This is a genomic window from Daejeonella sp. H1SJ63, from assembly GCF_029360775.1.
Classification (GTDB): Bacteria; Bacteroidota; Bacteroidia; order Sphingobacteriales; family Sphingobacteriaceae; genus Daejeonella.
On sequence record NZ_JARKMZ010000042.1, the window covers coordinates 83,931 to 108,294 of the forward strand.

General features: G+C 39.4%; 24 protein-coding genes. 14 read left to right on the plus strand and 10 right to left on the minus strand.

All coding sequences use genetic code 11. The features are described from left to right. Positions 1–55 precede the first annotated feature (55 nt). Positions 56–1,504, plus strand: a complete 1,449-nt coding sequence (locus tag P2W72_RS15230; protein WP_276364367.1) for an alpha-L-fucosidase — start codon at positions 56–58, stop codon at positions 1,502–1,504. A gap of 93 nt (positions 1,505–1,597) precedes the next feature. On the opposite strand, the gene P2W72_RS15235 is transcribed toward P2W72_RS15230, so the two are convergent. Beyond that, positions 1,598–2,935, minus strand: a complete 1,338-nt coding sequence (locus tag P2W72_RS15235; RefSeq protein WP_276364368.1) for a DNA recombination protein RmuC — start codon at positions 2,933–2,935, stop codon at positions 1,598–1,600. A 41-nt stretch (positions 2,936–2,976) separates the two neighbouring features. Next, a complete protein-coding gene (locus P2W72_RS15240) occupies positions 2,977–4,113 on the minus strand; it encodes an FAD-binding oxidoreductase (protein WP_276364369.1) in 1,137 nt (378 codons plus the stop codon). A gap of 81 nt (positions 4,114–4,194) precedes the next feature. Here P2W72_RS15240 and P2W72_RS15245 point away from each other — a divergent pair, with 81 nt between their 5' ends. Continuing rightward, positions 4,195–4,884 (plus strand): zinc metallopeptidase, encoded by a 690-nt coding sequence (locus tag P2W72_RS15245; RefSeq protein ID WP_276364370.1) that lies wholly within the window; start codon positions 4,195–4,197, stop codon positions 4,882–4,884. A 68-nt stretch (positions 4,885–4,952) separates the two neighbouring features. Here P2W72_RS15245 and apaG read toward each other — a convergent pair whose 3' ends face one another. Both apaG and dusB read right to left on the minus strand, forming a co-directional pair. Next, entirely contained in the window at positions 4,953–5,339 is a 387-nt protein-coding gene (apaG, locus tag P2W72_RS15250; RefSeq protein ID WP_276364371.1) for a Co2+/Mg2+ efflux protein ApaG, read from the minus strand. 44 nt (positions 5,340–5,383) lie between these two features. Further along, the gene (gene dusB, locus P2W72_RS15255) at positions 5,384–6,376 is read right to left on the minus strand and encodes a tRNA dihydrouridine synthase DusB (RefSeq protein WP_276364372.1); all 993 of its coding nucleotides are present in this window, start codon (positions 6,374–6,376) and stop codon (positions 5,384–5,386) included. Positions 6,377–6,452: 76 nt separating this feature from the next. Here dusB and P2W72_RS15260 point away from each other — a divergent pair, with 76 nt between their 5' ends. The 4 genes from P2W72_RS15260 to P2W72_RS15275 all read left to right on the plus strand — a co-directional run bounded on the left by P2W72_RS15260 (position 6,453) and on the right by P2W72_RS15275 (position 9,665). Continuing rightward, complete coding sequence (locus tag P2W72_RS15260; protein WP_276364373.1) at positions 6,453–7,391, plus strand: CPBP family intramembrane glutamic endopeptidase; 939 nt, start codon at positions 6,453–6,455, stop codon at positions 7,389–7,391. Then, a complete protein-coding gene (locus P2W72_RS15265; RefSeq protein ID WP_276364374.1) occupies positions 7,372–7,575 on the plus strand; it encodes a DUF2007 domain-containing protein in 204 nt (67 codons plus the stop codon). Before P2W72_RS15260 ends, P2W72_RS15265 begins: the two co-directional genes overlap by 20 nt. Before the next feature lie 155 nt (positions 7,576–7,730). Further along, positions 7,731–8,537: a phosphatidate cytidylyltransferase gene (locus tag P2W72_RS15270; protein WP_276364375.1), complete on the plus strand. Its 807-nt coding sequence runs from the start codon at positions 7,731–7,733 to the stop codon at positions 8,535–8,537. Between the two features lie 57 nt (positions 8,538–8,594). Then, positions 8,595–9,665 carry an energy transducer TonB gene (locus tag P2W72_RS15275; protein ID WP_276364376.1) on the plus strand — a complete coding sequence of 357 codons (1,071 nt, stop codon included), beginning with the start codon at positions 8,595–8,597 and terminating at the stop codon, positions 9,663–9,665. Here P2W72_RS15275 and mfd read toward each other — a convergent pair. Continuing rightward, on the minus strand, positions 9,662–13,015 hold the full coding sequence (gene mfd, locus P2W72_RS15280) for a transcription-repair coupling factor (RefSeq protein ID WP_276364379.1): 3,354 nt from the start codon (positions 13,013–13,015) through the stop codon (positions 9,662–9,664). The genes P2W72_RS15275 and mfd overlap by 4 nt on opposite strands. Positions 13,016–13,143: 128 nt before the next feature. Between mfd and P2W72_RS15285 the strand changes: the two genes are divergently transcribed. The 6 genes from P2W72_RS15285 to P2W72_RS15310 all read left to right on the plus strand — a co-directional run bounded on the left by P2W72_RS15285 (position 13,144) and on the right by P2W72_RS15310 (position 17,460). Continuing rightward, entirely contained in the window at positions 13,144–13,443 is a 300-nt protein-coding gene (locus tag P2W72_RS15285) for a DUF2752 domain-containing protein (protein WP_276364381.1), read from the plus strand. Positions 13,444–13,447: 4 nt separating this feature from the next. Beyond that, positions 13,448–13,807 (plus strand): TM2 domain-containing protein, encoded by a 360-nt coding sequence (locus tag P2W72_RS15290; protein ID WP_276364383.1) that lies wholly within the window; start codon positions 13,448–13,450, stop codon positions 13,805–13,807. Between the two features lie 18 nt (positions 13,808–13,825). Further along, positions 13,826–14,053: a DUF2905 domain-containing protein gene (locus P2W72_RS15295; RefSeq protein WP_276364384.1), complete on the plus strand. Its 228-nt coding sequence runs from the start codon at positions 13,826–13,828 to the stop codon at positions 14,051–14,053. 13 nt (positions 14,054–14,066) lie between these two features. Continuing rightward, on the plus strand, positions 14,067–15,164 hold the full coding sequence (locus P2W72_RS15300; RefSeq protein ID WP_276364387.1) for a Nif3-like dinuclear metal center hexameric protein: 1,098 nt from the start codon (positions 14,067–14,069) through the stop codon (positions 15,162–15,164). After that, positions 15,164–15,910 (plus strand): C4-type zinc ribbon domain-containing protein, encoded by a 747-nt coding sequence (locus tag P2W72_RS15305; protein ID WP_276364389.1) that lies wholly within the window; start codon positions 15,164–15,166, stop codon positions 15,908–15,910. The genes P2W72_RS15300 and P2W72_RS15305 overlap by 1 nt, the downstream gene beginning before the upstream one ends. A 77-nt stretch (positions 15,911–15,987) precedes the next feature. Next, positions 15,988–17,460, plus strand: coding sequence for a tetratricopeptide repeat protein (locus tag P2W72_RS15310; protein ID WP_276364391.1), 1,473 nt, complete (start codon positions 15,988–15,990; stop codon positions 17,458–17,460). Positions 17,461–17,471: 11 nt separating this feature from the next. Here P2W72_RS15310 and P2W72_RS15315 read toward each other — a convergent pair whose 3' ends face one another. Then, entirely contained in the window at positions 17,472–18,548 is a 1,077-nt protein-coding gene (locus P2W72_RS15315) for a ketoacyl-ACP synthase III (RefSeq protein WP_276364393.1), read from the minus strand. 75 nt (positions 18,549–18,623) lie between these two features. Next, on the minus strand, positions 18,624–19,694 hold the full coding sequence (locus tag P2W72_RS15320) for a PA0069 family radical SAM protein (protein WP_276364396.1): 1,071 nt from the start codon (positions 19,692–19,694) through the stop codon (positions 18,624–18,626). Between the two features lie 201 nt (positions 19,695–19,895). Here P2W72_RS15320 and P2W72_RS15325 point away from each other — a divergent pair, with 201 nt between their 5' ends. Beyond that, complete coding sequence (locus tag P2W72_RS15325; RefSeq protein WP_276364399.1) at positions 19,896–20,249, plus strand: hypothetical protein; 354 nt, start codon at positions 19,896–19,898, stop codon at positions 20,247–20,249. Between the two features lie 70 nt (positions 20,250–20,319). On the opposite strand, the gene P2W72_RS15330 is transcribed toward P2W72_RS15325, so the two are convergent. From P2W72_RS15330 to rsfS, 3 genes are all read right to left on the minus strand, one after another. Next, positions 20,320–20,955, minus strand: a complete 636-nt coding sequence (locus P2W72_RS15330; RefSeq protein ID WP_276364402.1) for an LUD domain-containing protein — start codon at positions 20,953–20,955, stop codon at positions 20,320–20,322. A 75-nt stretch (positions 20,956–21,030) separates the two neighbouring features. Further along, positions 21,031–23,127, minus strand: coding sequence for an ATP-dependent zinc metalloprotease FtsH (gene ftsH / locus P2W72_RS15335; protein WP_276364405.1), 2,097 nt, complete (start codon positions 23,125–23,127; stop codon positions 21,031–21,033). 45 nt (positions 23,128–23,172) lie between these two features. Beyond that, entirely contained in the window at positions 23,173–23,547 is a 375-nt protein-coding gene (gene rsfS / locus P2W72_RS15340; protein ID WP_276364409.1) for a ribosome silencing factor, read from the minus strand. A 43-nt stretch (positions 23,548–23,590) separates the two neighbouring features. Here rsfS and P2W72_RS15345 point away from each other — a divergent pair, with 43 nt between their 5' ends. After that, the gene (locus tag P2W72_RS15345; protein ID WP_276364412.1) at positions 23,591–24,361 is read left to right on the plus strand and encodes a biotin--[acetyl-CoA-carboxylase] ligase; all 771 of its coding nucleotides are present in this window, start codon (positions 23,591–23,593) and stop codon (positions 24,359–24,361) included. The last annotated feature ends 3 nt before the right edge of the window (positions 24,362–24,364 follow it).

The following is a 24,364-nucleotide window of genomic DNA, read 5'->3' on the forward strand; positions in this document are numbered from 1 at the left end:
ATTTTCCTGGCGATATAAAATAAAGCATATATTTATTTTATATTTTCATTTTCACATGAATTCCAGGTTACTCATCGTTTTTTTGGCTTTGGCTATAGGTGCCAAAGCTCAGAATATATCAAAAGATGCTCCCGCACCCGTTTATCCCCTGCCTACTGCTGAACAGGTGCTCTGGCATGAAATGGAAACCAATGCCTTTGTGCATTTTACCACCAATACATTTACCGGACAGGAATGGGGTTATGGCGACGAAAAGGAATCTATTTTTAACCCAACATCCCCGGATGCCGGACAATGGGCTAAAATCCTCAAAGAAACAGGTTTCAAAACCCTGATTTTAACCACCAAGCACCACGATGGCTTTTGTTTGTGGCCAAGTAAATACACGGAGCACTCGATCAAAAACAGTCCATACAAAAATGGGAAAGGAGATCTGGTAAAAGAAGCGGCAGACGCCGCAGGAAAATATGGTCTGAAATTCGGTGTTTATCTTTCACCATGGGACAGAAATCATCCTGAATACGGCAGACCTGCCTATCTGGAATATTATAGAAATCAGTTAAAGGAACTGTTCACTAATTACGGTCCTGTATTTGAAATGTGGTTTGATGGTGCTAATGGCGGGGATGGATATTATGGAGGTGCCAGAGAAGTCAGAAAAATCAATTCTGCAAAATATTATGACTGGCCTAAAACACTGGATGTAGTCAGTAAAATCCAACCCAATGTGATCTTTTTCAGTGATGCCGGTCCCGGAGTAAGGTGGGTAGGCAACGAACGGGGAATTGCAGGAGAAACCAATTGGAACACTATTTCTACAGATACATTACATGCCGGTAAACCCGGAATTACGAATTTGCTGAACACGGGTTCGATAGATGGCGATAAATGGGTCCCTGCAGAAGTGGATGTTTCTATCCGTCCCGGGTGGTTTTACCATGCAAAAGAAGATGATAAGGTAAAAACTCCGGAGGAGCTCTTTGAGATCTATTTAACTTCAGTTGGTCGGGGATCTACCCTTCTATTGAATATCCCTCCGGATCAGCGCGGACTTTTCCATGAGAAAGACATAGCTTCGCTGCGAGGATATAAAAATCTTCTGGATACTGAATTCGCTCTTAACCTGGCAAAAAAGTCGAAAGTCAGTGCTGACTCATATCGTGCAAATTCTAAATTGTACGCTCCGGCCAATATAACCGATGGGAATAAAGAAACCTACTGGGCAACTGATGACAACCGTAAATCAGGAAGTTTTGAAATAGATCTTGGTAAAGAAACAAGAGTAAAATATGTTTCAATACAGGAATACATTAAACTGGGTCAGAGGGTAAAGAGTTTTTCTGTGGATATCTGGAAAGATGGTCAGTGGAAAAAGCTTGCAGAGGCTACCACAATAGGTTATAAGCGCATTTTAAGAGCAGATCCGGTAAATACTTCAAAAATAAGAGTGAATATACTGGACTCTAAGGCTTGTCCGCTTATTTCCAATGTGGAAGTTTATTAGAAAAGAAATCAATAAATCCAGGACAATATTGTAAATAACCGCTTTTTGGTTTCTTTCCATTAAGCCTTTACCTGAGTCCGGAAAATAGTCAGATCAAAGATCATCTTCGTTTATGAACTTTTGATCCAGTTGTTTACCGGTTCTGGCGCCTAATTTTTTGATCTTTTCTGCTGTGATGCTGAGATTTCCTCTTCCGGTTGAAAGCTTATTCAATGCTTTATCGTAGGCATCCTGACTTTGTTTGATGTTTTTGCCGATACCTTCCATATCGTTCATAAAACCGATAAACTTATCATACATTTCTCCGCTTAATCGGGCAATTTCCATTACATTTCTGTTTTGTCTTTCCTGTTTCCACATGCTTGCAATAGTTCGCAGAGTGGCAAGAAGTGTTGACGGACTAACAATTACTACCTGTTTATCCCAGGCATAATTGAACAGTTCAGAATCTTTTTGAACAGCAATGCCGAAAGATGATTCAATCGGGATGAAGAGCATCACAAAATCCGGAGAGTTGATTTTATAGAGCTCTGAATAATTTTTTGAGGATAGTTCACTGATATGATTTCGGATGGAGTTAACATGCTGTTTGGTATAGAGCTCTCGTTCTTCTTCAGATTCACTGTTAACCAGACGTTCATAAGCTACCAATGAGACCTTGGAATCGACTATCAGGTGTTTATCATCGGGCAGGTCGATCACCACATCGGGTTGAAAACGGCTTCCTTCAGCAGACTGAAGAGATGTTTGAATCCTGTATTCCCTGTCTTTGACCAGTCCGGACCGTTCTAATATCCGCTCAAGTATCATTTCACCCCAGTTGCCCTGCTTTTTATTGTCTCCTTTTAGTGCCCTGGTCAGATTTTGAGTTTCATCATTCATCAGTTTTGATTGCTCAATAAGCTGATTAATATGGCCTTTCAGCATATTTCTTTCATCAGATTCAGCCTTATAAACTTTCTCCACCTTATCCTCAAAAGCCTTGATATTTTCTTTCAGCGGATTTAATATGATATCCAGGTTGCTACGGTTCTCTTCGGTAAACTTTTTGGTTTTTTCGTCCAAAATACGTGCAGCAATGAGCTCGAAATCCTTATTGAACTTTTCCTGATTGTTCAGCAGCTCTTTTTTTTGTTCTTCAATCTTTTCTTCACGCGCTTTCAAATAGGATTTTGAACTTTCCAGTTCCCGTATCGTGTCACTAAGTTTTAATCGTTCTGAGTCCAGTTCGTTTTTAAGCTTATCCAGTTCCGAACGAAAGTTTACAGCGCGTTCTTCGGTCTTGGCCAGACTGATTTTCAATTGTTCATTTTCAAGTTTCAGCCGGTCAAAATCTTTAAAAGAGATACCGTTTCCAAAGGTTTTGGTTCTGAGATATATGAACAGCATGATGAGTATGAGGGATGTTGCTGCCAGAATATAGATTTCCATTGCTAATAATTTTATCAAAAATACGAATATAGTAAGCCCTTTTAGAGTTGAACTAAATCAGCAACCTGTTCGCCTGATAAGCTTCCCATCGCAACGCCCATACCATTGCATCGGACTGCACAGTATAATCCCGGGCTGATCCCGGAGATTATGGGTTTGAGTTCTTTACCAAAGCCCATTACTCCGCTCCATCTTTGCTCTATTTTTATTTTTCTGCCCGGTAATATGGTATTATGGAGAAGTTCTTCCAACGAATTCTGAATTAATTCAGTAGTTCCTGGTTTTAATGTTTCTTCAGTCTGAAAGTCCAGATCACGAAACCCTCCGAGCAGAATGCGGTCATCAATATTTCTGAAATAAGTAAAGCCCTTGTTGTAATGGAAAGTTCCCATGATTTTAAGGTCTTTTACAGGTTCAGTAATCAGCACCTGACCTCTTCCGGGAACAATATCAAGTTCAGGGATCAATTCCTTTCCGTAGGCATTTGTTGCTACTATTACATTATTTGACCGGATTATTCCCTGGTTAGTATGAAGTATTTGACCGGAAGTATCTTGTTCCAGTTTATTTACCCTGCAATTGTTCAAAATAAGCACTCCAAGACCCTGAACTTTTGAAATCATTGCTCTCATCATCTTACCGGTATCGATTTGAGCTTCATATTTATTGCAGATGATATTGTTTATACCTGCCAGACCGAATTCTGCAATTTTTGCATTATTTACTGCATAAATGTCAGGTTTTCCAATAATATTTTTAAGCAATTGATTGAAGTAGGGAATATTATTTATACAATGTTCAGATGCCTCTGTTTCAGTTTCTTTAAACAGTTCGAATCCGCCATAGTTTTTGAATGAAAGTGCCTCATCCCCAAGATTTTTTCTTAACTTCTCAAGTCCTCTCCAGCGCATTTCAATCAGACTCAAAACCTCGTTTTCAGTACCTGTTTTGAGTTCTTCCAAAAGCTCGGAAATGCTTCCAAAACAAGCAAAACCGGCATTTTTTGTACTGGCGCCTGCGGGGATAAAACCTGACTCCAGAATTCCAATATTCAATTCAGGTCTTTTTTTCTTCAGATGCATACCTGCACTGAGACCAACGATACCGCTGCCAATAATCAGGACATCAAATCCGGACAGGAATGAGGTTTTTTCCCAGTAAGAAAAGGTATCGGCCATCGTCTTTTAAAGGTAAATTATTTCAATTTATTTTTATTCGGAATGGTTATTGAATATGTTTATAAAAAATTGAACTAAACTATGGGATTAATTTTAATGATAGTCATTGCTGTAATCAGTTTTGCAGTGCAGTGGCGATTTAAAAGCAAATTTAAGCAGTACACAGAAATGCCACTTGCCTCAGGTATGAGCGGCAGGGATATCGCAGAAAAAATGTTAAGGGATAACGGAGTTTCCGGAGTTCAGATCATTTCTGCCGAAGGACAACTTTCAGACCACTATAATCCAATGGATCGTACGGTAAATTTAAGTCCGGAAGTATATCATGGCCGTAGTGTGGCCGCAGCAGCGGTTGCAGCTCACGAATGCGGACATGCTGTTCAGCATGCAAAGGCATACAGCTGGTTGAAATTCAGATCTGCCGTTGTACCTGCTGTTAATGTGGCCTCAAAGATTACACAATGGGCTTTGATGATTGGTGTGTTGCTTCTTGCCTTTTCAGGCGATATAACGGTACTTGCTATCGGTGTAGCTGCACTTGCAATTGTTACTCTTTTTGCATTTATCACCTTACCTGTAGAGTTCGATGCAAGTAACAGGGCATTAGCATGGCTACAAATGAACAAGGGTATTATGCAGGCTGAAATAGAAAATAATCAGGCAAAAGATGCATTATGGTGGGCAGCCATGACCTATGTGGTTGCAGCTTTGGGTTCTCTTGCAACATTGGTATATTACGCAAGTATGCTGATGGGAAGAAGAGAAGAATAAAGATTGCTTCAAAAAAATAAAAAGCCCTCCTGAATTCAATTCAGCAGGGCTTTTTTTATAGCTTAAAATTAATTTAGCTTATAGGGAGCAATTAATAAAAATTCGGGAATATTGACTTTGAATTTCCGGCCGTCAACAATGCGCATCATTTCATAGGAGCCCTTCATACTGCCCATATCTGTCTTTAAATTACATCCTGAAACATATTCATGGTGATTTCCGGGTTCTATTACCGGCTGTAAGCCAACAACACCCTCACCTTCAACTTCACGTTTACTTCCATTGGAATCAAAAATCATCCAATGACGGTTTAACAATTGCACACTGTATTCCGTCATGTTTTCAATATTTATCCGGTAAGCGAACATAAAATGCTCATTCGCCGGATTTGAATATTCAGGCTGGTATATCGTTTCTACCGATATTTTTACTCCGTCAGTGATCCTGGTAATCATTTGAATAAAATTAATTAATGGCAATATAAAAATAAAGCAAAAAATCAGGCCATTTCAGGCTGGAATCGTTCATTAATTTCCTGAAGAGCAGAATGAATATCATTAATATTTTCAAGTGAAACCAGTTTCATTCTGTATTCCTTGAAATCCGGTATTCCTTTAAAATAATTGGCATAATGTCTTCTCATCTCAAAAACACCGGTTTTATTTCCTTTCCAGGCAATCGACTTATCGAGATGTGTTCTGCATACATCTACCCTTTCACTAATCGTTGGGCCCGGTAAATATTCGCCGGTATTGAAAAAGTGTTTAATTTCTCTGAAAATCCATGGATAACCAATTGCCGCCCTTCCAATCATAATGCCATCTACCTCATATTCCATACGCCAGTCTGCTGCCCGTTCAATAGAGGTTACATCTCCATTTCCAAATATTGGTATCTTAATTCTTGGATTTCTTTTGATTTCACGGATCATGGTCCAGTCAGCTTCTCCTTTGTACATCTGAGCGCGGGTACGTCCATGAATGGTTAAGGCCTGAATGCCAATATCCTGGAGTCTTTCTGCAACTTCATAAACATTTTTTGTGCTATCGTCCCATCCCAGACGGGTTTTAACTGTTACAGGAAGATGGGTGGCCTCCACTACAGCTTTAGTCATTAAGACCATTCTGTCGATATCCTGCAATAAACTTGCACCTGCACCACGGCATGCAACATTTTTCACCGGACAGCCATAATTGATATCGATCAAATCCGGTTTAGCTAAAGTTGCAATCCGGGTAGCTTCACGCATACTTTCGATTTCGCTTCCAAAGATCTGAATGCCGATAGGCCTTTCGTACTCAAAAATATCCAGCTTTGCCCTGCTCTTTGCCGCATCACGGATCAGCCCTTCCGAAGAAATGAATTCTGTGTACATCATATCCACGCCGTTCTGTTTACACACAAAACGGAATGGCGGATCACTCACATCCTCCATCGGAGCAAGCAGGAGCGGGAACTCCCCTAAATCAATATTTCCAATCTTAACAGACATTAACTATCTTTCAACTTTTATTTCAGTGCTATCCGCCGACAGCAATAAAACGCAAAATTACAAATAATTAATCAGCATGTTTAAATCCGGGTCAGCAGAACGTCATCCTTTCAATTCATTACTCCTTCTTTTACTGTTGATCTTTAGCGGTGCCTTCCTGTTTACAATGATTGGCTTTGCTCTTGGAACAGCAATTTACGGACTGGAACCGATGATTAAAATGAGTTCGGGATCTGCTGAAAATATTCAGATACTTAAGCTGATTCAAATTGTAACTTCAGTTGGAATGTTTGTTTTACCGGCATTGTGGTTTGCTAAAATGGAAAGTAATAACTGGTCAGCTTTTCTTAAATTAAATAACTTTTCATGGGTTTTGGCCGGATTAACAATACTTATCATGTTTGGTCTGGCACAATTTCTTGAGTATGTTAATGACTTGAATAAGTCTATGGCTCTCCCTTCCTTCTTAAAGGATCTTGAGGCCTGGATGCTCCTGAAGGAGCAGCAAATGGAGGTAATAACCAAGCAGTTGCTGGTGATGCCTTCTATAAATTCATTCCTTGTGAATATGCTGATGCTGGCAATTATTCCGGCTGTGGGTGAGGAACTGACTTTCAGGGGTTGCCTGCAGAGAATATTTAGCCGCTGGACCGGAAATTACCATGCAGCAATCTGGATAACAGCGATTATTTTCAGCTCAATTCATTTTCAGTTTTATGGATTTATGCCCAGAATGTTATTGGGAGCTCTTTTTGGATATTTATTTGTTTGGAGCGGAAGTTTATGGATTCCGATTCTGGGGCATTTTTTGAATAATGCAGCCGCGGTAGTTACCGCTTATGTGTATCAGCAAAATGGCAAGTCTGTTGAGGAAATGTTTGAGATGGAAGCCATTAATATGCCTTTCATGTTTATCGGTATGGCTGTGTCTGTTATACTACTGCGTTATTTCTATGCTTCAGCAATGAGAGAAAATAAGCTAAAAACAATCAGTGATGGAAGCGGGCTGGGTTAAGATCTTTTCATCGGCTGATTTTTTTAAATCAGAACTGGTCAGGCAGGTATTGATTGATCATGAAATAGAAGCTATTCTGATCAATAAGCAAGGTTTTCCTTACAGAATTGGAGAAGCAGAGGTTTATATCCATCAAGAAAATTCTGAAAAAGCGATGAGGATAATTACAGAAAACGAACTTTAAATGAATCCGACATGATTAAAATAAATATTAAGCGCACAGGGCAATTTTTATTTATTCCCGGTCTTTAGTTTTTGTGGCCATGAGCCCTACGGGGTTTAATCATCAAAGGTTCCATCCTGCACCTGCGGGATAAAAAGCAAATAAAATATTTACGGATGAAAACAAGAGCTATAACTGGTTTTTTCTTTGTTGCGGTTGTACTGGCTTTGGTGCTGATTAGTAGCAATACATTTACATTATTTTTTATTTTAATAAGTGCAATATGCAGCCTCGAGTTTTACAAATTGGTTAAAACAGAAGATGTGCAGCCTCAGATAATTACCGGTTTGTTGCTGATGCTTAGTATAACTTTACCTCTGGCAGCTTATTTTCTGAACGGCGCATCGTTTTCTAATCTGTTGCTTAGTGTTCCATTTGTTATTCTTGTCATTATCGCCGAACTGTATAGAAAACATAAGAATCCATTTCATAACATTGCTTATACAATTTTTGGAGTAATTTATGCAGTAGTTCCGTTCTGCTTTTTCTATGCTATGGCTTACAGAGACGGCCAATATTCCAGTCATTATCCTTTAGCTTTTCTGATCATGCTTTGGTCAAGCGATACGGGGGCGTATCTTTTTGGAATAAGTTTAGGAAAACACCGTCTTTTTGAGAGGCATTCTCCTAAAAAGAGTTGGGAAGGTTTTGCCGGTGGGATCATTTGCAGCATGCTTGCGGCCTATATTGTGAATATTTATTTTACCGGGCTTCCGCTTATCCACTGGCTTGCTGTTGCAGTAATAATTGCATCAGCGGGTACTTTAGGCGATTTATCTGAATCTATGCTTAAACGCAGTCTTTCAACCAAAGATTCAGGCTCTTTTTTACCAGGTCATGGGGGCTTCCTCGATCGCTTTGATGGTCTTTTGCTTGCAGCGCCACTTGTCTTTGTATATTTACATCTGATCAGTACTTTTTGATTGCAGAACAAAATTTGGAACAATTTTTATTGAGATTCTGTAAGAAGAAGAAAATATATGGAGCAGGACTTTAACAGACTTAATAATTTAGGTACTGATAATGAACCGAAGCCTGATCGTTCATTATGGTATATGGGCATTGGCCTTGGTCTGATTATTTTGATCATGGGTTATCTTACACTTTTTGTGGATGATGTTCACAGTCTTTTTTCCACCAAAGAAGAAGTTCCTACCTTTATACACGACAGGAATTCGGATGCTTTGATTGAGAATTCAAGCATGGATGATAGTGAGGTGCGTAGTTCACTGATCAAATTTATTGAGGCTTTTTACACTGATCAGAGAAAGGGCTATTTTGATCCGCCAAGTTATTTTACTCCAATTACTCAAACCTATTATAATTACCACAATCTTACTTATCAGCGTCTGAAGGACCTTCATTGGAAACGCTTGTCTGATATGAGAAACTTTAATCTCCAATGGATTGTATCCAGCCTTGAATATGAGCGTGTCGGGAATTTGCTGATAGCAAGCTACTGGACGAGTGTTAGCTATTTTCAGCCCTCAAGAAATCAGGATGTTTCAGCCGATATTAAAATAGAGATGACCGTTGATGAGGAGGGTAAAATACTTGCGTTAAGAGAGCTTGAGATTAAGAATCTGATCGAAACACGACGCTCTTATGATACAGCATCCTATGCTCAGAATCAGTCTGAGCAAACAGCAAACACGGCGTTAAGTAATCCTGAATCTCAGGCGGTTGCAGAAGAAAATGAGGCAGTTAGCGATGCAAGGTACGAGGGCAGGTTATATGATCTTGGTAATGTTGAAAATGCACCTGAATTTCAGGGCGGCCAAAATGCATTGGCCAGATTTCTTGGTTCCCGGTTACGTTATCCTCCAAAAGCCAGACGAAAGAAAACTCAGGGGAAGGTTTTTATTAGTTTTATTGTTGAGAAAAATGGCTCACTCACTGATTTTAAAGTAATCAGAGGTATTGGAAATGGTTGTGATGAGGAAGCGATCAGAGTTTTAAAGTTAAGTCCGCCATGGAACCCGGGTTATGCGAATGGGAAACCTGTAAGAACTTCTTACACATTGCCGATCACTTTCCAGCTGGCCGATTAAGAAACTTGTTCCAGCGCCATTTCCTGAAGAAAATCAATTGCTGTATCCAATGAGTTAACATGCTCGATGGCAAGCCTCAGGGTATTTTTTACTTCTTTGAGGTTACTGATGCCCGGATGTGTCTGCATGAATTGAAGCACACGCCCAAATTGTTCGGATTCATAATAGGGTGATTGCTTATTAGCGATGAAATATCCTCTGAGAACTCCTTTTTTAAATGATATCTTCTCGAATCCTATCATTTTACCCAGATTTTGAAGCCTCCAGGTATCAATCAATTCAGTAACCTGAGGCGGCACCGGACCAAACCTGTCGGCCAGTTTTTGTCTGAAGGTATCAAGTTCTGTTTCGTCCTGAATATTCGAAAGTTCTGTGTACAGATTATAGCGTTCGGCGATATTGGTTACGTATTCATCCGGAATCATTACCTCCAGGTCGGTATCCACATGGGTAAAGGAGATGAAAGGTCTTGGTTTCTCATCTTTGAACAGATTTTTGAATTCGTCATCTTTTAGTTCCTGGATGGCTTCATCGAGAATTTTGTGATACATTTCAAAACCGATTTCAGCGATGAACCCGCTTTGTTCGGCACCCAGAAGGTTACCGCTTCCGCGAATATCCAGATCGCGCATCGCCACATTAAAGCCGCTGCCCAGATCAGAGAATTCCTCGATCGCACTGAGGCGTTTTCTGGCTTCGGTGGTTAGAGTGGATAATGGCGGACTGAGCAGGTAGCAGAAAGCTTTTTTATTGGATCTTCCTACACGTCCGCGCATCTGGTGCAAATCACTAAGACCGAACATATGCGCATGGTTGATCAGGATAGTATTTGCATTGGCAATATCCAATCCGGCTTCAATAATTGTTGTAGCAACCAGAACATCGTATTCGCCGCTGACAAATTTAAGCATCACATCTTCGAGGGCATCACCTTCCAGTTGTCCGTGTGCAATTCCTATTCTTGCCCTCGGAACCAGGGTATTGATCAGTCCGCCCAGTTGCATCAGATCCTGAACCCTGTTATGTATGAAGAAGACCTGACCGCCTCGGTCGATCTCGAATTCTACAGCCTCCTTGATTAATTTTTCATTGAATACATGCAGTTCAGTAACTACCGGCTGCCGGTTTGGCGGAGGCGTGCTGATAATGCTCAGGTCGCGTGCACCCATCAGTGAAAAATGCAGTGTTCTTGGTATTGGAGTAGCTGTAAGTGTCAGAGTATCAACATTTGCCCTGAATTGTTTCAGCTTTTCTTTAACACTTACCCCGAATTTTTGCTCCTCATCAATAATCAGCAATCCAAGATCTTTGAATTTAACATCCTTACTTACAATCCGGTGAGTACCTATAACGATATCAATTTTCCCATCTGCCAGCTTTTGCAGGGTTTCTTTCACCTGTTTTGCCGATTTAAACCGGTTGATATAGTCAATGTTACATGGAAACTCAGCAAGCCTGGAGCTGAAAGTTTTATAATGCTGTAATGCAAGAATGGTTGTTGGAACCAGTATGGCAACCTGTTTGCTGTCAGTTACCGCCTTAAATGCCGCACGTATTGCAATCTCGGTTTTACCGAATCCCACATCACCGCAAACAAGCCTGTCCATAGGATGCGGTGATTCCATATCTTTCTTTACATCGGCTGTAGCTTTGATCTGATCAGGAGTATCTTCATAAATGAAAGAGGCCTCCAGTTCGGTCTGCAGATAGGTATCAGGCATGAAGGCATTACCCGTTTGGGCTTTTCTGATTGCATAGAGTTTAATCAGGTCGCGGGCAATATCCTTAACTTTTTTTTTTGTAGTTTTCTTCAGCTTCTCCCAGGTATCTGTTCCGAGTTTGTTCATTTTAGGAACAGTACCCTCTTTACCTGAGTATTTTGAAATTCTGTTCAGTGAATTGATATTCACATAAAGAAGATCATTATCTGCGTAAACCAGACGGATCATTTCCTGCGATCTGCCATTCACATCTACTTTTTCAAGACCGGCATATTTCCCGATACCATGGTCAATATGCGTAATAAAATCGCCCGGCTTCAGCTCGCGGAGCTCTTTAAGTGTAATTGCCTGGCTACGGATATATCCCTTCTTTAATTTGTACTTATAGTATCGGTCAAAGATTTGATGATCAGTATAGCAAGCCAGTTTCTGTCCCCCGTCAATAAAGCCTTCCCTCAATGAAAGGTGAACCGGCTTAAACTGTACGCCGGCATTTAAATCATCAAAAATGCTGTAAAGACGTTCAATCTGTTTGGTTGAATCTGTGAAAATGAGATTTTCAATTCCTGCTTTTTCATTCTCTTTAAAGTTATGAATGAGCAGATTGAAATCTTTATTGAATGAAGGCTGAGGTTTAATATCGAATGCGATGCTTTCATCTGCCTGATAAAAGAACTGTTTCCCAAACTCAATCAGATCAAAATCCTTAAGCTGATCAGCCAGCATTTTTTCATCAGTAAAATTGAATTTCGGATCAATCCACTGAGGGTTCTCCTCTTTATCTTTTGCCGGAAGGGCCTTCCAGAATTCTACAGCTTTTTTATATCCGCTTTTTACAATATCAAGCGTAAACTCCACATCTTTAAACCACAACATGCTGTCGTTATCAATGTACTCAAGCAGGGAAATGTTATGGTCTGTCAGGAATTTCGATTGTACATTCGGTACAATCGTGATGCTTTTTACCTGTTCAACAGAAAGCTGATCTTCTATTTCAAAAGTTCTTATACTTTCAATATAATCAGCAAAAAATTCAATCCTGTAAGGAAGGTCATGAGAAAAAGAGAAGATATCAACGATGCCGCCACGAATCGAGAATTGTCCGGGTTCATATACAAAATCAACCCGTTCAAAATCATATTCAATCAGAAATTCATTAATGAAGTCGATACTGAGCTTATTCCCAACAGCAATTTCCAGAGTGTTTTTTTCCAGCGCATTCCGGTCTATCACTTTTTCTGCCAGTGCTTCAGGATAAGTTACGATGATCTTTCCGTATTCACTACTATGATTAAGCTCATTTAAAACTTCAGCACGCTGCAATACATTGCTGCTGTCGATCTGTGTAAACTCAAATGCTTTTCTGAAGGAAGATGGGAAGAAGAGAATTTCTTTTTCAAACAGATTTTCCAGGTCACTGAGAAAATAGGCTGCTTCTTCCCGCTCAGGAAGAACGAAGACCATGTGCCTGTGCAGTAAAAAATACGCAGCTGTAGCAATGACCGAATCGCTGGATCCGACAAGTCCCTTCAGATGTACCCGTTTTTTTTTGCCTGTATTGAGGCTCGCCGCCAGAATGGCAATGCGGGGGTCCGTTTTATACTGATTTAAAATATCCCGAATGTTCACGCCCTGAATTTCAAAGCAAATATACGCTTAAAAGCACTAATATGCATCAGAGAGCTAAAATGGACTTTGGGCAATATTTCATATATTTAAATTAGACAAAAAGGGTTCAAAATTAATCGGGAAAATTCGTGATTTATTCTTTTATAAAAGGCTTTCCTGTTGAATTGTTCTTATGGACAGGGGGGCTTTTGTTATTTGCCTTTACCAGATCAGGGTCAGATCACTATACACTTTGCCCTTTAGATAACCTGGGGATTAGCTGGTGTCCCGGTTGCGGACTTGGCCGTTCGATCAGGTATTTTTTTCAGGGCGAGTTTCAGGCTTCATTCAGCCGGCATTGGTTTGGTATTCCGGCCACTTTCATACTGATTTACAGGATTATAGAATTGATTAATAATTTATTAAATTTAAATACATCAAAAAGATAACAACATGGAAAGAGACCCTTTGATTCACTTAAAAGGGCTGAGTCCCGAAGAATATTCCTATTTGCAACAGGTTATGAGCGGAATGAATGAGCGTCAAAAGCAGGGGTTTGTTATGTTTTACTCCGGCAGACGTAAGGATCCTCAGGAAATTCTTCTTTTTACCTTACTTGGATTTTTGGGTTTGGCAGGTATTCAGCGGTTTATTACAGGGCAGCTTGGAATGGGCATTTTGTATATTTTAACAGTAGGATTGTGTTTTATCGGAACTATTGTTGACATTATTAATCACAGGTCTATTACTTTTGAATATAATCGTAAAGCAGCAAATGAAAGTGCTGAGCTGGTAAGAATGATGCCGAAATAATAACCCATTTAATAATTAATGACTACTACTACCGGTAAGGTGCTGATAATGGCGGGTATAATTATCCTTCTTTTCGGCATTCTGATTTATTTTTTTCATGATAAACTAAGCTGGATTGGTAATCTTCCCGGCGATATCAGGATTACCCGGCCTGGCTTCAGTTTTTACATGCCAATTACCAGCATGATTCTTTTAAGTGTTTTGATCAGCCTTTTAGCCAGAATTTGGAGCTGGCTGAACTTATAGGGTATCTTTGTCTATGAAATTAAGAGAACTTACATCCTTTCTTGAATCCATTGCACCTCCGGCATATCAGGAAGACTATGATAATTCCGGACTGATTGTCGGTTATCAGGATATGGAAATCAAAGGTGCCCTTATTTCACTCGATTGTACTGAATCAATTATTGATGAAGCCATAGAACATGGCCTGAATCTGATTATTTCACATCATCCCATTGTTTTTAAAGGACTTAAGAAGTTTAACGGGAAGAACTATGTAGAGAGGGTGGTGATTAAGGCGATTAAGCATGATATTGCCATTTTTGCTATTCATACCAATCTGGATCATGTTTCGGAAGGCGTAAACAGAAAAATATGTGATAAACTCGGAGTTCAGAATTGCCGTATTCTGAGTCCCAAATCCGGAATTCTCAGAAAGGTTGTAACGTTCAGTCCTTTGGAAAGTGCAGAAATGGTAAGGAAAGCTATGTTTGCTGCGGGGGCGGGCCATATAGGTAATTACTCAGAGTGCAGCTTTAACGCTGATGGCATAGGAACATTTAAAGCGATGGAAGGAACCGATCCTTTTGTAGGTGAAATAGGAAAGCAGCATCTGGAGCAGGAAGTGAGGATAGAAATGATTTACCCGGCTTATCTGGAGAAGAAAATTCTGGCTGCAATGCATGAAGTACACCCCTATGAAGAAGTTGCTTACGATCTTTATACCCTTAATAATTTATTTAGTGAGGTGGGCTCGGGTATGATCGGTAGCCTGGAAAGCGACAGAGATGAGCTTGATTTTTTAAATTTTATAAAAGAAAAGCTTGGCGCTAAAGTGATCAGGCATACTGCATTGAGGTCTAAAAAGATACGCAGAGTGGCTGTTTGCGGGGGATCGGGAAGTTTTCTCCTGCAAAATGCAATCAGCGCCGGAGCAGATATTTTTATTACCGCCGACTTTAAATATCATGAGTTTTTTGATGCGGAAGGAAAATTAATCATTGCAGATGTCGGACATTTTGAAAGTGAGCAGTTTACACAGGAATTATTGTTGGAATTAATTACAGAAAATTTTCCTAACTTTGCCCTCCGTTTAACAATACAGAACACAAACCCCGTAAATTACTTGATTTAATGGAACAATCAGTAGAAGATAAATTAAAGGCATTATTCGAGCTTCAGACCCTTCACACACAGATCGACAAGATCCGTCAGACAAGGGGAGAGCTTCCTATGGAAGTTGCTGACCTTGAAGATGAGGTTGCAGGTTTAGAAACCCGTATTCAGAAAATAAAAGCAGAGCTTGATGAACTTGAGGATTCTATTGTAACCCGCAAGAATATGATCAAGGAGGCATTAGCTGCCACCAAGAAATATGAAGCTCAGTTGAATGAAGTTAAAAATAACCGTGAGTATGATGCGATCTCCAAAGAGATTGAAATTCAGGGTTTAGAAGTTCAGGTTTCTGAGAAGAAGATTAAAGAGTATTCGTTTGAAATTCAGAATAAGACAGAGATTTACGAAAAGGCATTAGCAAATATTACTGAGCGTAAGAATGATCTTGATCTGAAAAAGGCTGAGCTGGATACAATTACTGCAGAAACTCAAAAGGAAGAAGCAAGTATCCTCGAAAAGGCTGAGGTTGCTGAGAAACATATCGAAGAACGTTTATTAACAGCTTATCACCGTCTTCGCAAGAATGCTAAAAACGGATTGGCAGTTGTAACTATTCAGCGTGATTCATGTTCAGGCTGTTTCAACCAGATTCCTCCACAGAGACAACTGGATATCCGTCAGCGTAAGCGTATTATTGTTTGCGAGCATTGCGGACGTATTCTTGTTGATGAAGGCTTCGCATTAGAAGAAACTCCTGCATTATAATCAGGGATTAAAAAAAATCGAAAAGCGATCAGGGTTCTGGTCGCTTTTTTTTTGACCTAATACCTTATTTTTGCTGAATGGTAAAATATAGATTTTTGATCTTATTAGGGTGCTTGCTGATCTCTAAGGTTTCTTATGCAAAATTTGATTTCAATGCCAATTGTATCAGAGCTTATGAGAATATATTGTCTTTGAAACTTAGCACGGCACGTATACTTATCAATGCTGAGAAAAGAAAGAACCCAACTAATGCAATACCATATCTTCTGGATAATTATGTTGACTACTTCAATCTGATGACTACTGAAAATGAATCTGATTTTGAGCGGCTTAAGGATAGTAAGAATCAAATATTAAAGAGGATAGAAAAAGATGATAAAAGTTCGCCGTACTATCTTTATTCATTGGCTGAAATAAACCTTCAGCTTGCGATATGCCGCGGCAAGGCAAAGGAGTATTTTACCGCAGCCATTGAAATTAACAGAGCCTATAATTTATTTCAGGAAAATGCCAGAAAGTTTCCGGAGTTTCTTCCTAATCAGAAGGGTCTGGGTATGATCAATGCAGCACTGGGTACATTGCCTGATGCTTTGAAAAAGTTGTTCGGAATTCGTGGTGATACCAGAACCGGTATGAGAATGCTTGAAAGTCTTGTTGAAAGGCTGCCGGCTTCAGCTTATTCTCATTTTTATGACGAGACTGTGTTCTACCTTTCTATCATTCAAACGGATATTGTAATTGATACGGCAAACTTTGCTAAGATTATTAAAAATACTGATAGAATGGATAGGGAAAGTCTCCTGAGAACATACCTAAGAGCTTATGCCGCTTTAAAATCAGGGAATAGCAAAAGGACACTGGAAGAATTGAGTAAGAGACCTACTGAACCTTATTATCAAAGCTATCCTTATCTTGATTATTTGAGCGGGATGGCAAAAATGCAAAATCTTGACCCCTCCGCAACTTTAAGTTTTAATAATTACCTCAAAAATTACAAAGGGGTTAATTTAATTAAGGATACCTATTTGCGTCTTGCCTGGCTTGAATTGCTGAGATCTAATACAAAAGCTTATTATAGTTACACTGATGCAGTAAAGGAGAAAGGTTATGATATAGATTGGAGAGATGTACAGGCAATCCGTGAAGTAAATTATCCGGCTCCGGATATTAGTTTACTCAAAGCAAGATTACTATCTGATGGTGGTAATTATGAAAGAGCTCTTTCTCAGCTATCCGGGAAAAGTACAGAAGATTTCAAGCTATTTAGAGATAAGATTGAATTTAATTATCGTTTGGGCCGTATCTACGACCTCAGTTCCAGAGAAGAGCAGGCATTGAAATACTATCAGCAGGCAATTGATCTCGGCAAAAATGAACCTTATTCTTTTGCTTCAAATGCTGCGCTCTGGTCAGGAATGATTTATGAAAATATTAAGAATAAGAACAGGGCAAAGATTTATTTTAATCTTGCAATAAATATGAAAGACCATGATTTCGAGAACAGTATCGAACACAGGGCCAAAGAGGGTTTAAAACGACTTGGGAATTAGGTTATCTCTTGTTAAAACTGATAAACCATTGCATTAATATTCATTCCGGCACCCACAGAGGCAAATACTACTCTGTCTCCTTTTTTGATTTGATGATCTTTCATTCTGTGTTTAAGGATCATATCAAGCAGTGTTGGGACCGTGGCCACAGAGCTGTTTCCAAACTTTGCAATAGTCATAGGCATTACCTCTAATGGAGCATCTTTTATCCCATAAAGTTTAAATAGTCTTTTAAGGATAGCCTCATCCATTTTACCATTTGCCTGATGAACCAGTACCTTTTTTACATCATTTATAGATGTAGCAGATTTTTCCAATGCCTGCTGAATTACCAGAGGCACGTTTTTCAGTGCGTATTCATAAATCTTACGGCCATCCATTTTGATGAACTTTTCATCGGAAACCAGATCGGGATTGCTCGATTTACCTGAATATAAATAATAAGCTTCTTCAGAAGTATGGGTTTGGGTTTTATGAGCTAAAATACCTTCAGCGCTGTTTTCCCGGCCTTCAAGTATACAGGCGCCTGCTCCATCAGAATAGATCATACTGTCTCTGTCATGCGGGTCAGTAACTCTTGATAAAGTTTCTGTTCCTATAATCAGAATGCGTTTTGCATCACCCGAACGTATAAAATAATCAGCCTGTATCATTCCCTGAAGCCATCCGGGGCATCCGAATGGCAGATCGTAGGCTACACAATCAGGGTTCTTAATTCCAAGTTTATGTTTAATGCGTGATGCTACAGCGGGTAAAACATCGGCACGTGTACTGCCGGGGACGATATCTCCGAAATTATGCGCTACGATGATATAGTCCAGGGATTCCGGGTCGATACCCGAGGTCTCAATGGCCTCTTTTCCGGCAAAATAACCTAAATCTGAGGCGCTATGCTCCTTATTTGCATAACGACGTTCCTCGATTTCTGTGATATCTTTAAATTTTTCTATTATCTCTTCATTTTCACGTGAAATGGGTTCTCCATTTTTTTCGTAAAAGCGATGTTCTAAAAAGTCTTTGTTTGAAATAATATTTCCGGGTACGAAACTACCCGTACCTGTAATTACAGACCTGATAATAATGCTCATTAAAAGAAATTATACTGAATACTGTATTGGTTTACTGTATTAAAGGTACATATTCTTTTTAAGAAAAATAAAAAGCTAAAATAAATTCAACTGCTTACCTCCGGTTTGGTTGAAATGATCAAAGTTAAATTCCCGCATTTTTCGGCCATTCATAAACCTCCTGACAGATATTTTAAACAGTTTATGAATGCTTTCAGCTACTTTTCCATCTCCTGAAATTCGTTTCCCCCACCGGCTGTCGTTTAGCTTTCCATCATGGCAAGCTGCAATCAGATTCAATACTTTTTCTGCCCTGTCGGGGAATGATTTAATTAGCCAGTCTGTGAAAATCTCAGCTATTGCCCCATTCAGTCTTACAAGCGTAAAAGCAGCTTCTGATGCGCCTGCATCTGCGGCGGCCTTGATTACTTCGGGTATCTCATCACTATTCAAACCCGGAATAATGGGTGCAAACATTAGTCTTACCGGAATGTTTTCCCGACTTAATTTTTTAATAAGGTCTATTCTGCTTTGGCCGGTTACGGTTCTGGGTTCCATTTTTTGTCTCAGGTTTTCATTGAGCGAGTTGAGAGTTACCGATATATGAAGCAAATCAAGGGCCGCAAGATCTTTCAGAATATCCAGGTCCCTGAGCATTAGATTATTTTTGCTGATTATGCTTACAGGGTGTTTATACTTCAGAAATGTTTCGAGAAGTGATCTGGTAATCTTTAGCTTACGCTCTATTGGCTGATAGCAGTCTGTATTACCTGATAGCATGATCACAGATGGAGTATATCCGGGTTTATTCAGATACTTTTCAAGTAATTGAGGGGCCTCTCTTTTCACAATAATTTTTCTCTCGAAATCGAGGCCGGCACTGAAGCCATAATACTCGTGTGAATTCCTGGCATAGCAATAGATGCATCCATGTTCACAGCCCTGATACGGATTTATGGAATGTAAGAAAGGAAGATCCTGGCTTTTGGATATGCTGACAATAGTTTTGGGATGCTCTTCATAGATTTGAGTGCTGGCGTTTTCGAGCATTAATTCATCTATCCCTTCGGGATGTTCGGCTACATAATCAGACTTTAAAAACTTATTGTGCGTATTTATCTGTGCACCTCTCCCTTTAAAGAAATCCTTATTTTGAACATACAGCATTTTCAAAAATACTAATTTTTTTAGTATTATTTTTTAATGATTTCAGTGCCATTGATCTTTTTGTTTGAAAGATACAGGTTAAAAATTCATACCGGTTTCAAATTTGTTTTGTATCAAAAGACTACTAATTCGTTATTCTGACGTATATTTGATTAGTTCTATATACTTTGTTGTTTTTTTAATTCGGCAAAATTGAAAATAATGCAAGATGTAAATTCTCACTCCGGAACCTTAGAGCATAAAGATGCTCCGTTCGATTCGGGTTCTGTCCTTGAAAGGATACGGACTGTAACTGATTCTTTAAAGGGGGAGCTTGATCTTCAGGTAGTTAGTTCTGAAAGAGAGCATCCCGTAAGCAATGCTATGATCAGTATTGATAGTATAGGGATGACCGCTGTATGCGACCAGTTGGGCAGAGTTTGTTTAAATGCCCTGCCTCCCGGCAGGTATTATATAGATGTTATTTCAGCAGGGTATATTGCCCAATCAGTTTTGGTTAGTATTCAGGGGGCAGGAGCACACAAGCTTCTGGTAAAAATGATCAGTAATATCTGATTAATGATACCTGATGCAGAAAGCGTTTTCCGAATTATTTTCTGCAGATGAAATTCACTATCCGTGTTTCTTATCCTTCCAGTAAAAAGACATAAAGTTCCTTAGGGCCATGGGCACCAAGGACAAGGGTTTTTTCAATATCGGCAGTGCGGCTTGGTCCGGTAATGTTTGAAATCATACTTGGCAGATTTTCAGCATATTTTTCTTTTAAAAGCTTAAAGGCGTCTTTTAGATCAAGTACGAGCTGAGAGGTATATGCAATTACAATATGAACATGAGGATATATACTTAATCTTCTGCCGGCTTCTGTGCCATTAGATACCATTATACTGCCATTTCTGGCAATAAGTGCCTCGCAGGCTGTTATCCCGACATCGGCATTTAAAAAGTCTGTGTCAGTGCTGTAAAACGGGAATTCATAAGTGCTTAAAAGCTTCTGTAATCCGGGCTCCCAGCAATAGAGTTTACGCCAGCCTTTTTCTTCTGCCAGATGCAGCAGATTTTCTATCAGCTGAATATCATTCTCGCAAAAAACAAAATTTCCGGATACAGCTGTAAGCTGCTCTGCAAACAGGATATCCAGATGGTCGTTATACTCTTCGTAGAGCGGAGTATCTTCTAAATTAGGATAAGGATTATCGCGTTTTTCAAGAAGGGCCTTTCGGATCTTCTTCAGCATTTTCTCTTTAGAAGTAGTTTCTTTCATGAACTCCTTGTATTTAAAAAAGGAAAACCAAACATGGTTAAATGCTTAGTTCTCCTTTCTCTGGAATGATATTTTTTAGTCCTGTGAAGAGCGGTTTTCAGCCAGATCGATATTATGATCTACCACACCTTCGTGCTCAACCGGTTCTTTTGGCTGTACTTTTTCATCTTCAGATGGGGTACCATTAACGAATTCATCGTAAGTTGTACGGTTATCAAACGGACGTTTACCCAGGATTTCTTCAAGATCAGACTGGAATAAAATTTCCTTTTCAAGAAGCTTTTCAGCCAGCTTTTCCAATCCCTCGCGCTTATCTGTCAGTAATTGTTTGGTTCGGTTATATGCCTTTTCGATTTGATTGCGCACTTCAATATCAATCATTTCTGAAGTTTTTTCAGAATAAGGTTTGTTGAACTGGTATTCACCCTGTGTATCATTGAATGAAACATTACCCACCTTGTCATTCATACCGTATATAGTAACCATGGCATAAGAAAGTTTGGTGATACGTTCAAGATCATTTTGTGCTCCGGTAGAAATTTTACTAAAGACGAGATCTTCTGCTACACGTCCGCCCAGTGTCATACACATTCCATCAAGCAATTGCTCAGTGGTGTATAAAAATTGCTCTTTTGGCAGATACTGTGCATAACCCAGAGCTGCAACACCCCGCGGAACAATAGATACCTTCACCAATGGATCAGCATGTTCAAGAAACCATCCTGCAATAGCATGCCCTGCTTCATGATAAGCAACAATTCGCTTTTCTTCAGGTGATATGATCTTATTCTTTTTCTCCAGACCGCCAATTACACGATCAACTGCATCCTGAAAATCCTGCATGTCGACTGCTTCTTTGTTACGGCGTGCCGCAATCAATGCAGCCTCATTACAAACGTTGGCAATTTCAGCACCCGCAAATCCCGGAGTTTGAGCAGAAAGTTTTTTCGCATCTACGCCTTCAGCGAGCTTCAGTGGTTTAAGGTGAACCTTAAATATCTGCTCACGGCCAACCAGATCTGGTTTATCAATAGAAATCTGACGGTCAAAACGTCCCGGGCGCAATAATGCTGTATCCAGTACATCAGGTCTGTTGGTAGCTGCCAGGATGATAATACCTGAATCTGTACCAAAACCGTCCATTTCAACCAGCAGCTGGTTCAATGTATTTTCTCTTTCGTCGTTACCTCCTACAATATTGTTTTTTCCTCTGGCACGTCCGATAGCATCAATCTCATCGATAAAGATGATACAAGGAGCTTTATCTTTTGCCTGTTTGAAAAGATCCCGAACACGTGATGCACCTACACCAACAAACATTTCAACGAAATCGGATCCTGATAATGAGAAGAACGGAACCTGAGCCTCGCCTGCTACAGCTTTTGCCATAAGGGTCTTACCTGTTCCGGGTGAACCGATCAACAGAGCGCCTTTAGGAATCTTACCTCCGAGATTGGTGTATTTCTTCGGATTTTTAAGAAAATCAACAATCTCCATTACTTCCTGTTTCGCTTCTTCAAGTCCGGCAACATCATTAAATGTTATGGTAACCTGCGACTCTTTATCGAACAGTGTGGCTTTCGATTTTCCAATATTGAATATCTGGCCGCCACCACCACCGCCTGCTCCGCCACCCATTCTTTTCATGATGAACACCCAGAATCCAACAAGAAGCAGAACCGGTAAAATGAATGACATGAACCATCCTGCCCATGGGCTTTCTCTCGATTCAGAAATGATTGGAGTACGCTGGTCGGCAGGCAGGTCTTTCTCTGCTGCCATCACTTTAGACTCAAAACTTTCATAAGTTGCTGAGGTAAAGATATATTGAGGCCCTGCCGGAGCAGCATTAAAACTGCTCTTGTTCTTTACATCATCGTATTTTTTCTGGTCTAAACGATCTTTTTTAATGTAGACATCCACATTATACAGATCTCCGTTTTTATAGGCAACAAGCTTTTCAACATCTCCCGGCTTAAGCATTTCTGTCTCAAACTTCTGGTAATTGATGGTTTTAGCATTGTTTCCGCTAAAAAGATACTGAACAACAAAAAGACCCAGAATTATGATGGCATATAACCACATAATATTGAATCTTGGCGGTTTGGGGACAATCTTTTTACCCGGTATTTTTTTTATCGTTTTTTTAGAATCGGATCTATTTTCTTTCATTTTTTTAGCAATATCTATGTATAACGTAATGAAGCCTCTTATGGTTTATGCACTTTGAAAAGATTGCATCTCAGCATCACCCCAAAGGTCTTCAATTCCGTAGAATTCCCGTTTGTCGGTTTTGAAAATATGAACTACAACATCTACATAATCAATAATAATCCATTCGGCCTGTTGTAGTCCCTCTTTTCTCCAGGGTTCAATTTTTAATGCTTTAAAAACTTCTTCTTCAACACTCTGGGCGATAGCTTTAATCTGGGTGGATGACTCGGCATGGCAGATAACAAAATAATCAGCAACCGAGCTATGTATATTTCTTAGATCCAGTCGTACAATTTCATTTCCTTTCTTCTCCTGAATTCCGTGTATAATGAGTTCTGAGATGGATGTTGATTCCCGGACATTTTTATTTTTTACCATTAAAAAAAATTAGTTTTGATAAATTAAATAAAGCAAATCTTAATTGCAAAATAATACTTTTTCAGGACTATTCGTCGGTCAAAATCTAATTAGACTAAAAGAGGTAGACTCAACAAATACCTTTCTTAGGGATGCTTTGTCAAAATCTACGCCATTTTTGGATGGTACTGTTATATTGGCAGAGAAGCAATTTGCCGGCAGAGGCCAGTCGGGCAATTCATGGCAAAGTGAAGAAGGAAAAAACCTTACTTTCAGTATACTTCTGAATCCTTCTTTTTTACAGGTTGAACAGCAATTTGAGCTTAATAAAGCCATCAGTTTGGCTTTAAACGATGTTTTATATAAGTATTTTAATGGAAAGGCGCACATTAAATGGCCTAATGATCTTTATATTGACAATAAAAAAATCGGTGGAATGCTGATTGAGAATATTATTCAGGGTAGTCGGATCAAACATGCCATAGTTGGCATTGGCCTTAATGTAAATCAGAGTCAATTTCCTGACAATCTGAAAAATATTAGTTCTTTCAAACAAGAATTACATCAGGATTATGACTTAATGGGAATATTAAGCGAAATTTGCAACTCTGTTGAAGCAAGGTATTTACAATTGAGAGCAGGAGCGTTTGAAAAGCTTGACAAAGAGTATTTGCAAAAGCTTTATTTGATGCATCAATGGTCTCTTTTCAAATTTGATGGCCGTATAGAGAGTGGGAAAATTCTCGGGGTAAGCGCTATCGGACAATTATTACTGGAAACCACAGAAGGTCAAAAAAAGTTTAATAACAAGGAAATTGAGTTTATTAATCAATAGGAT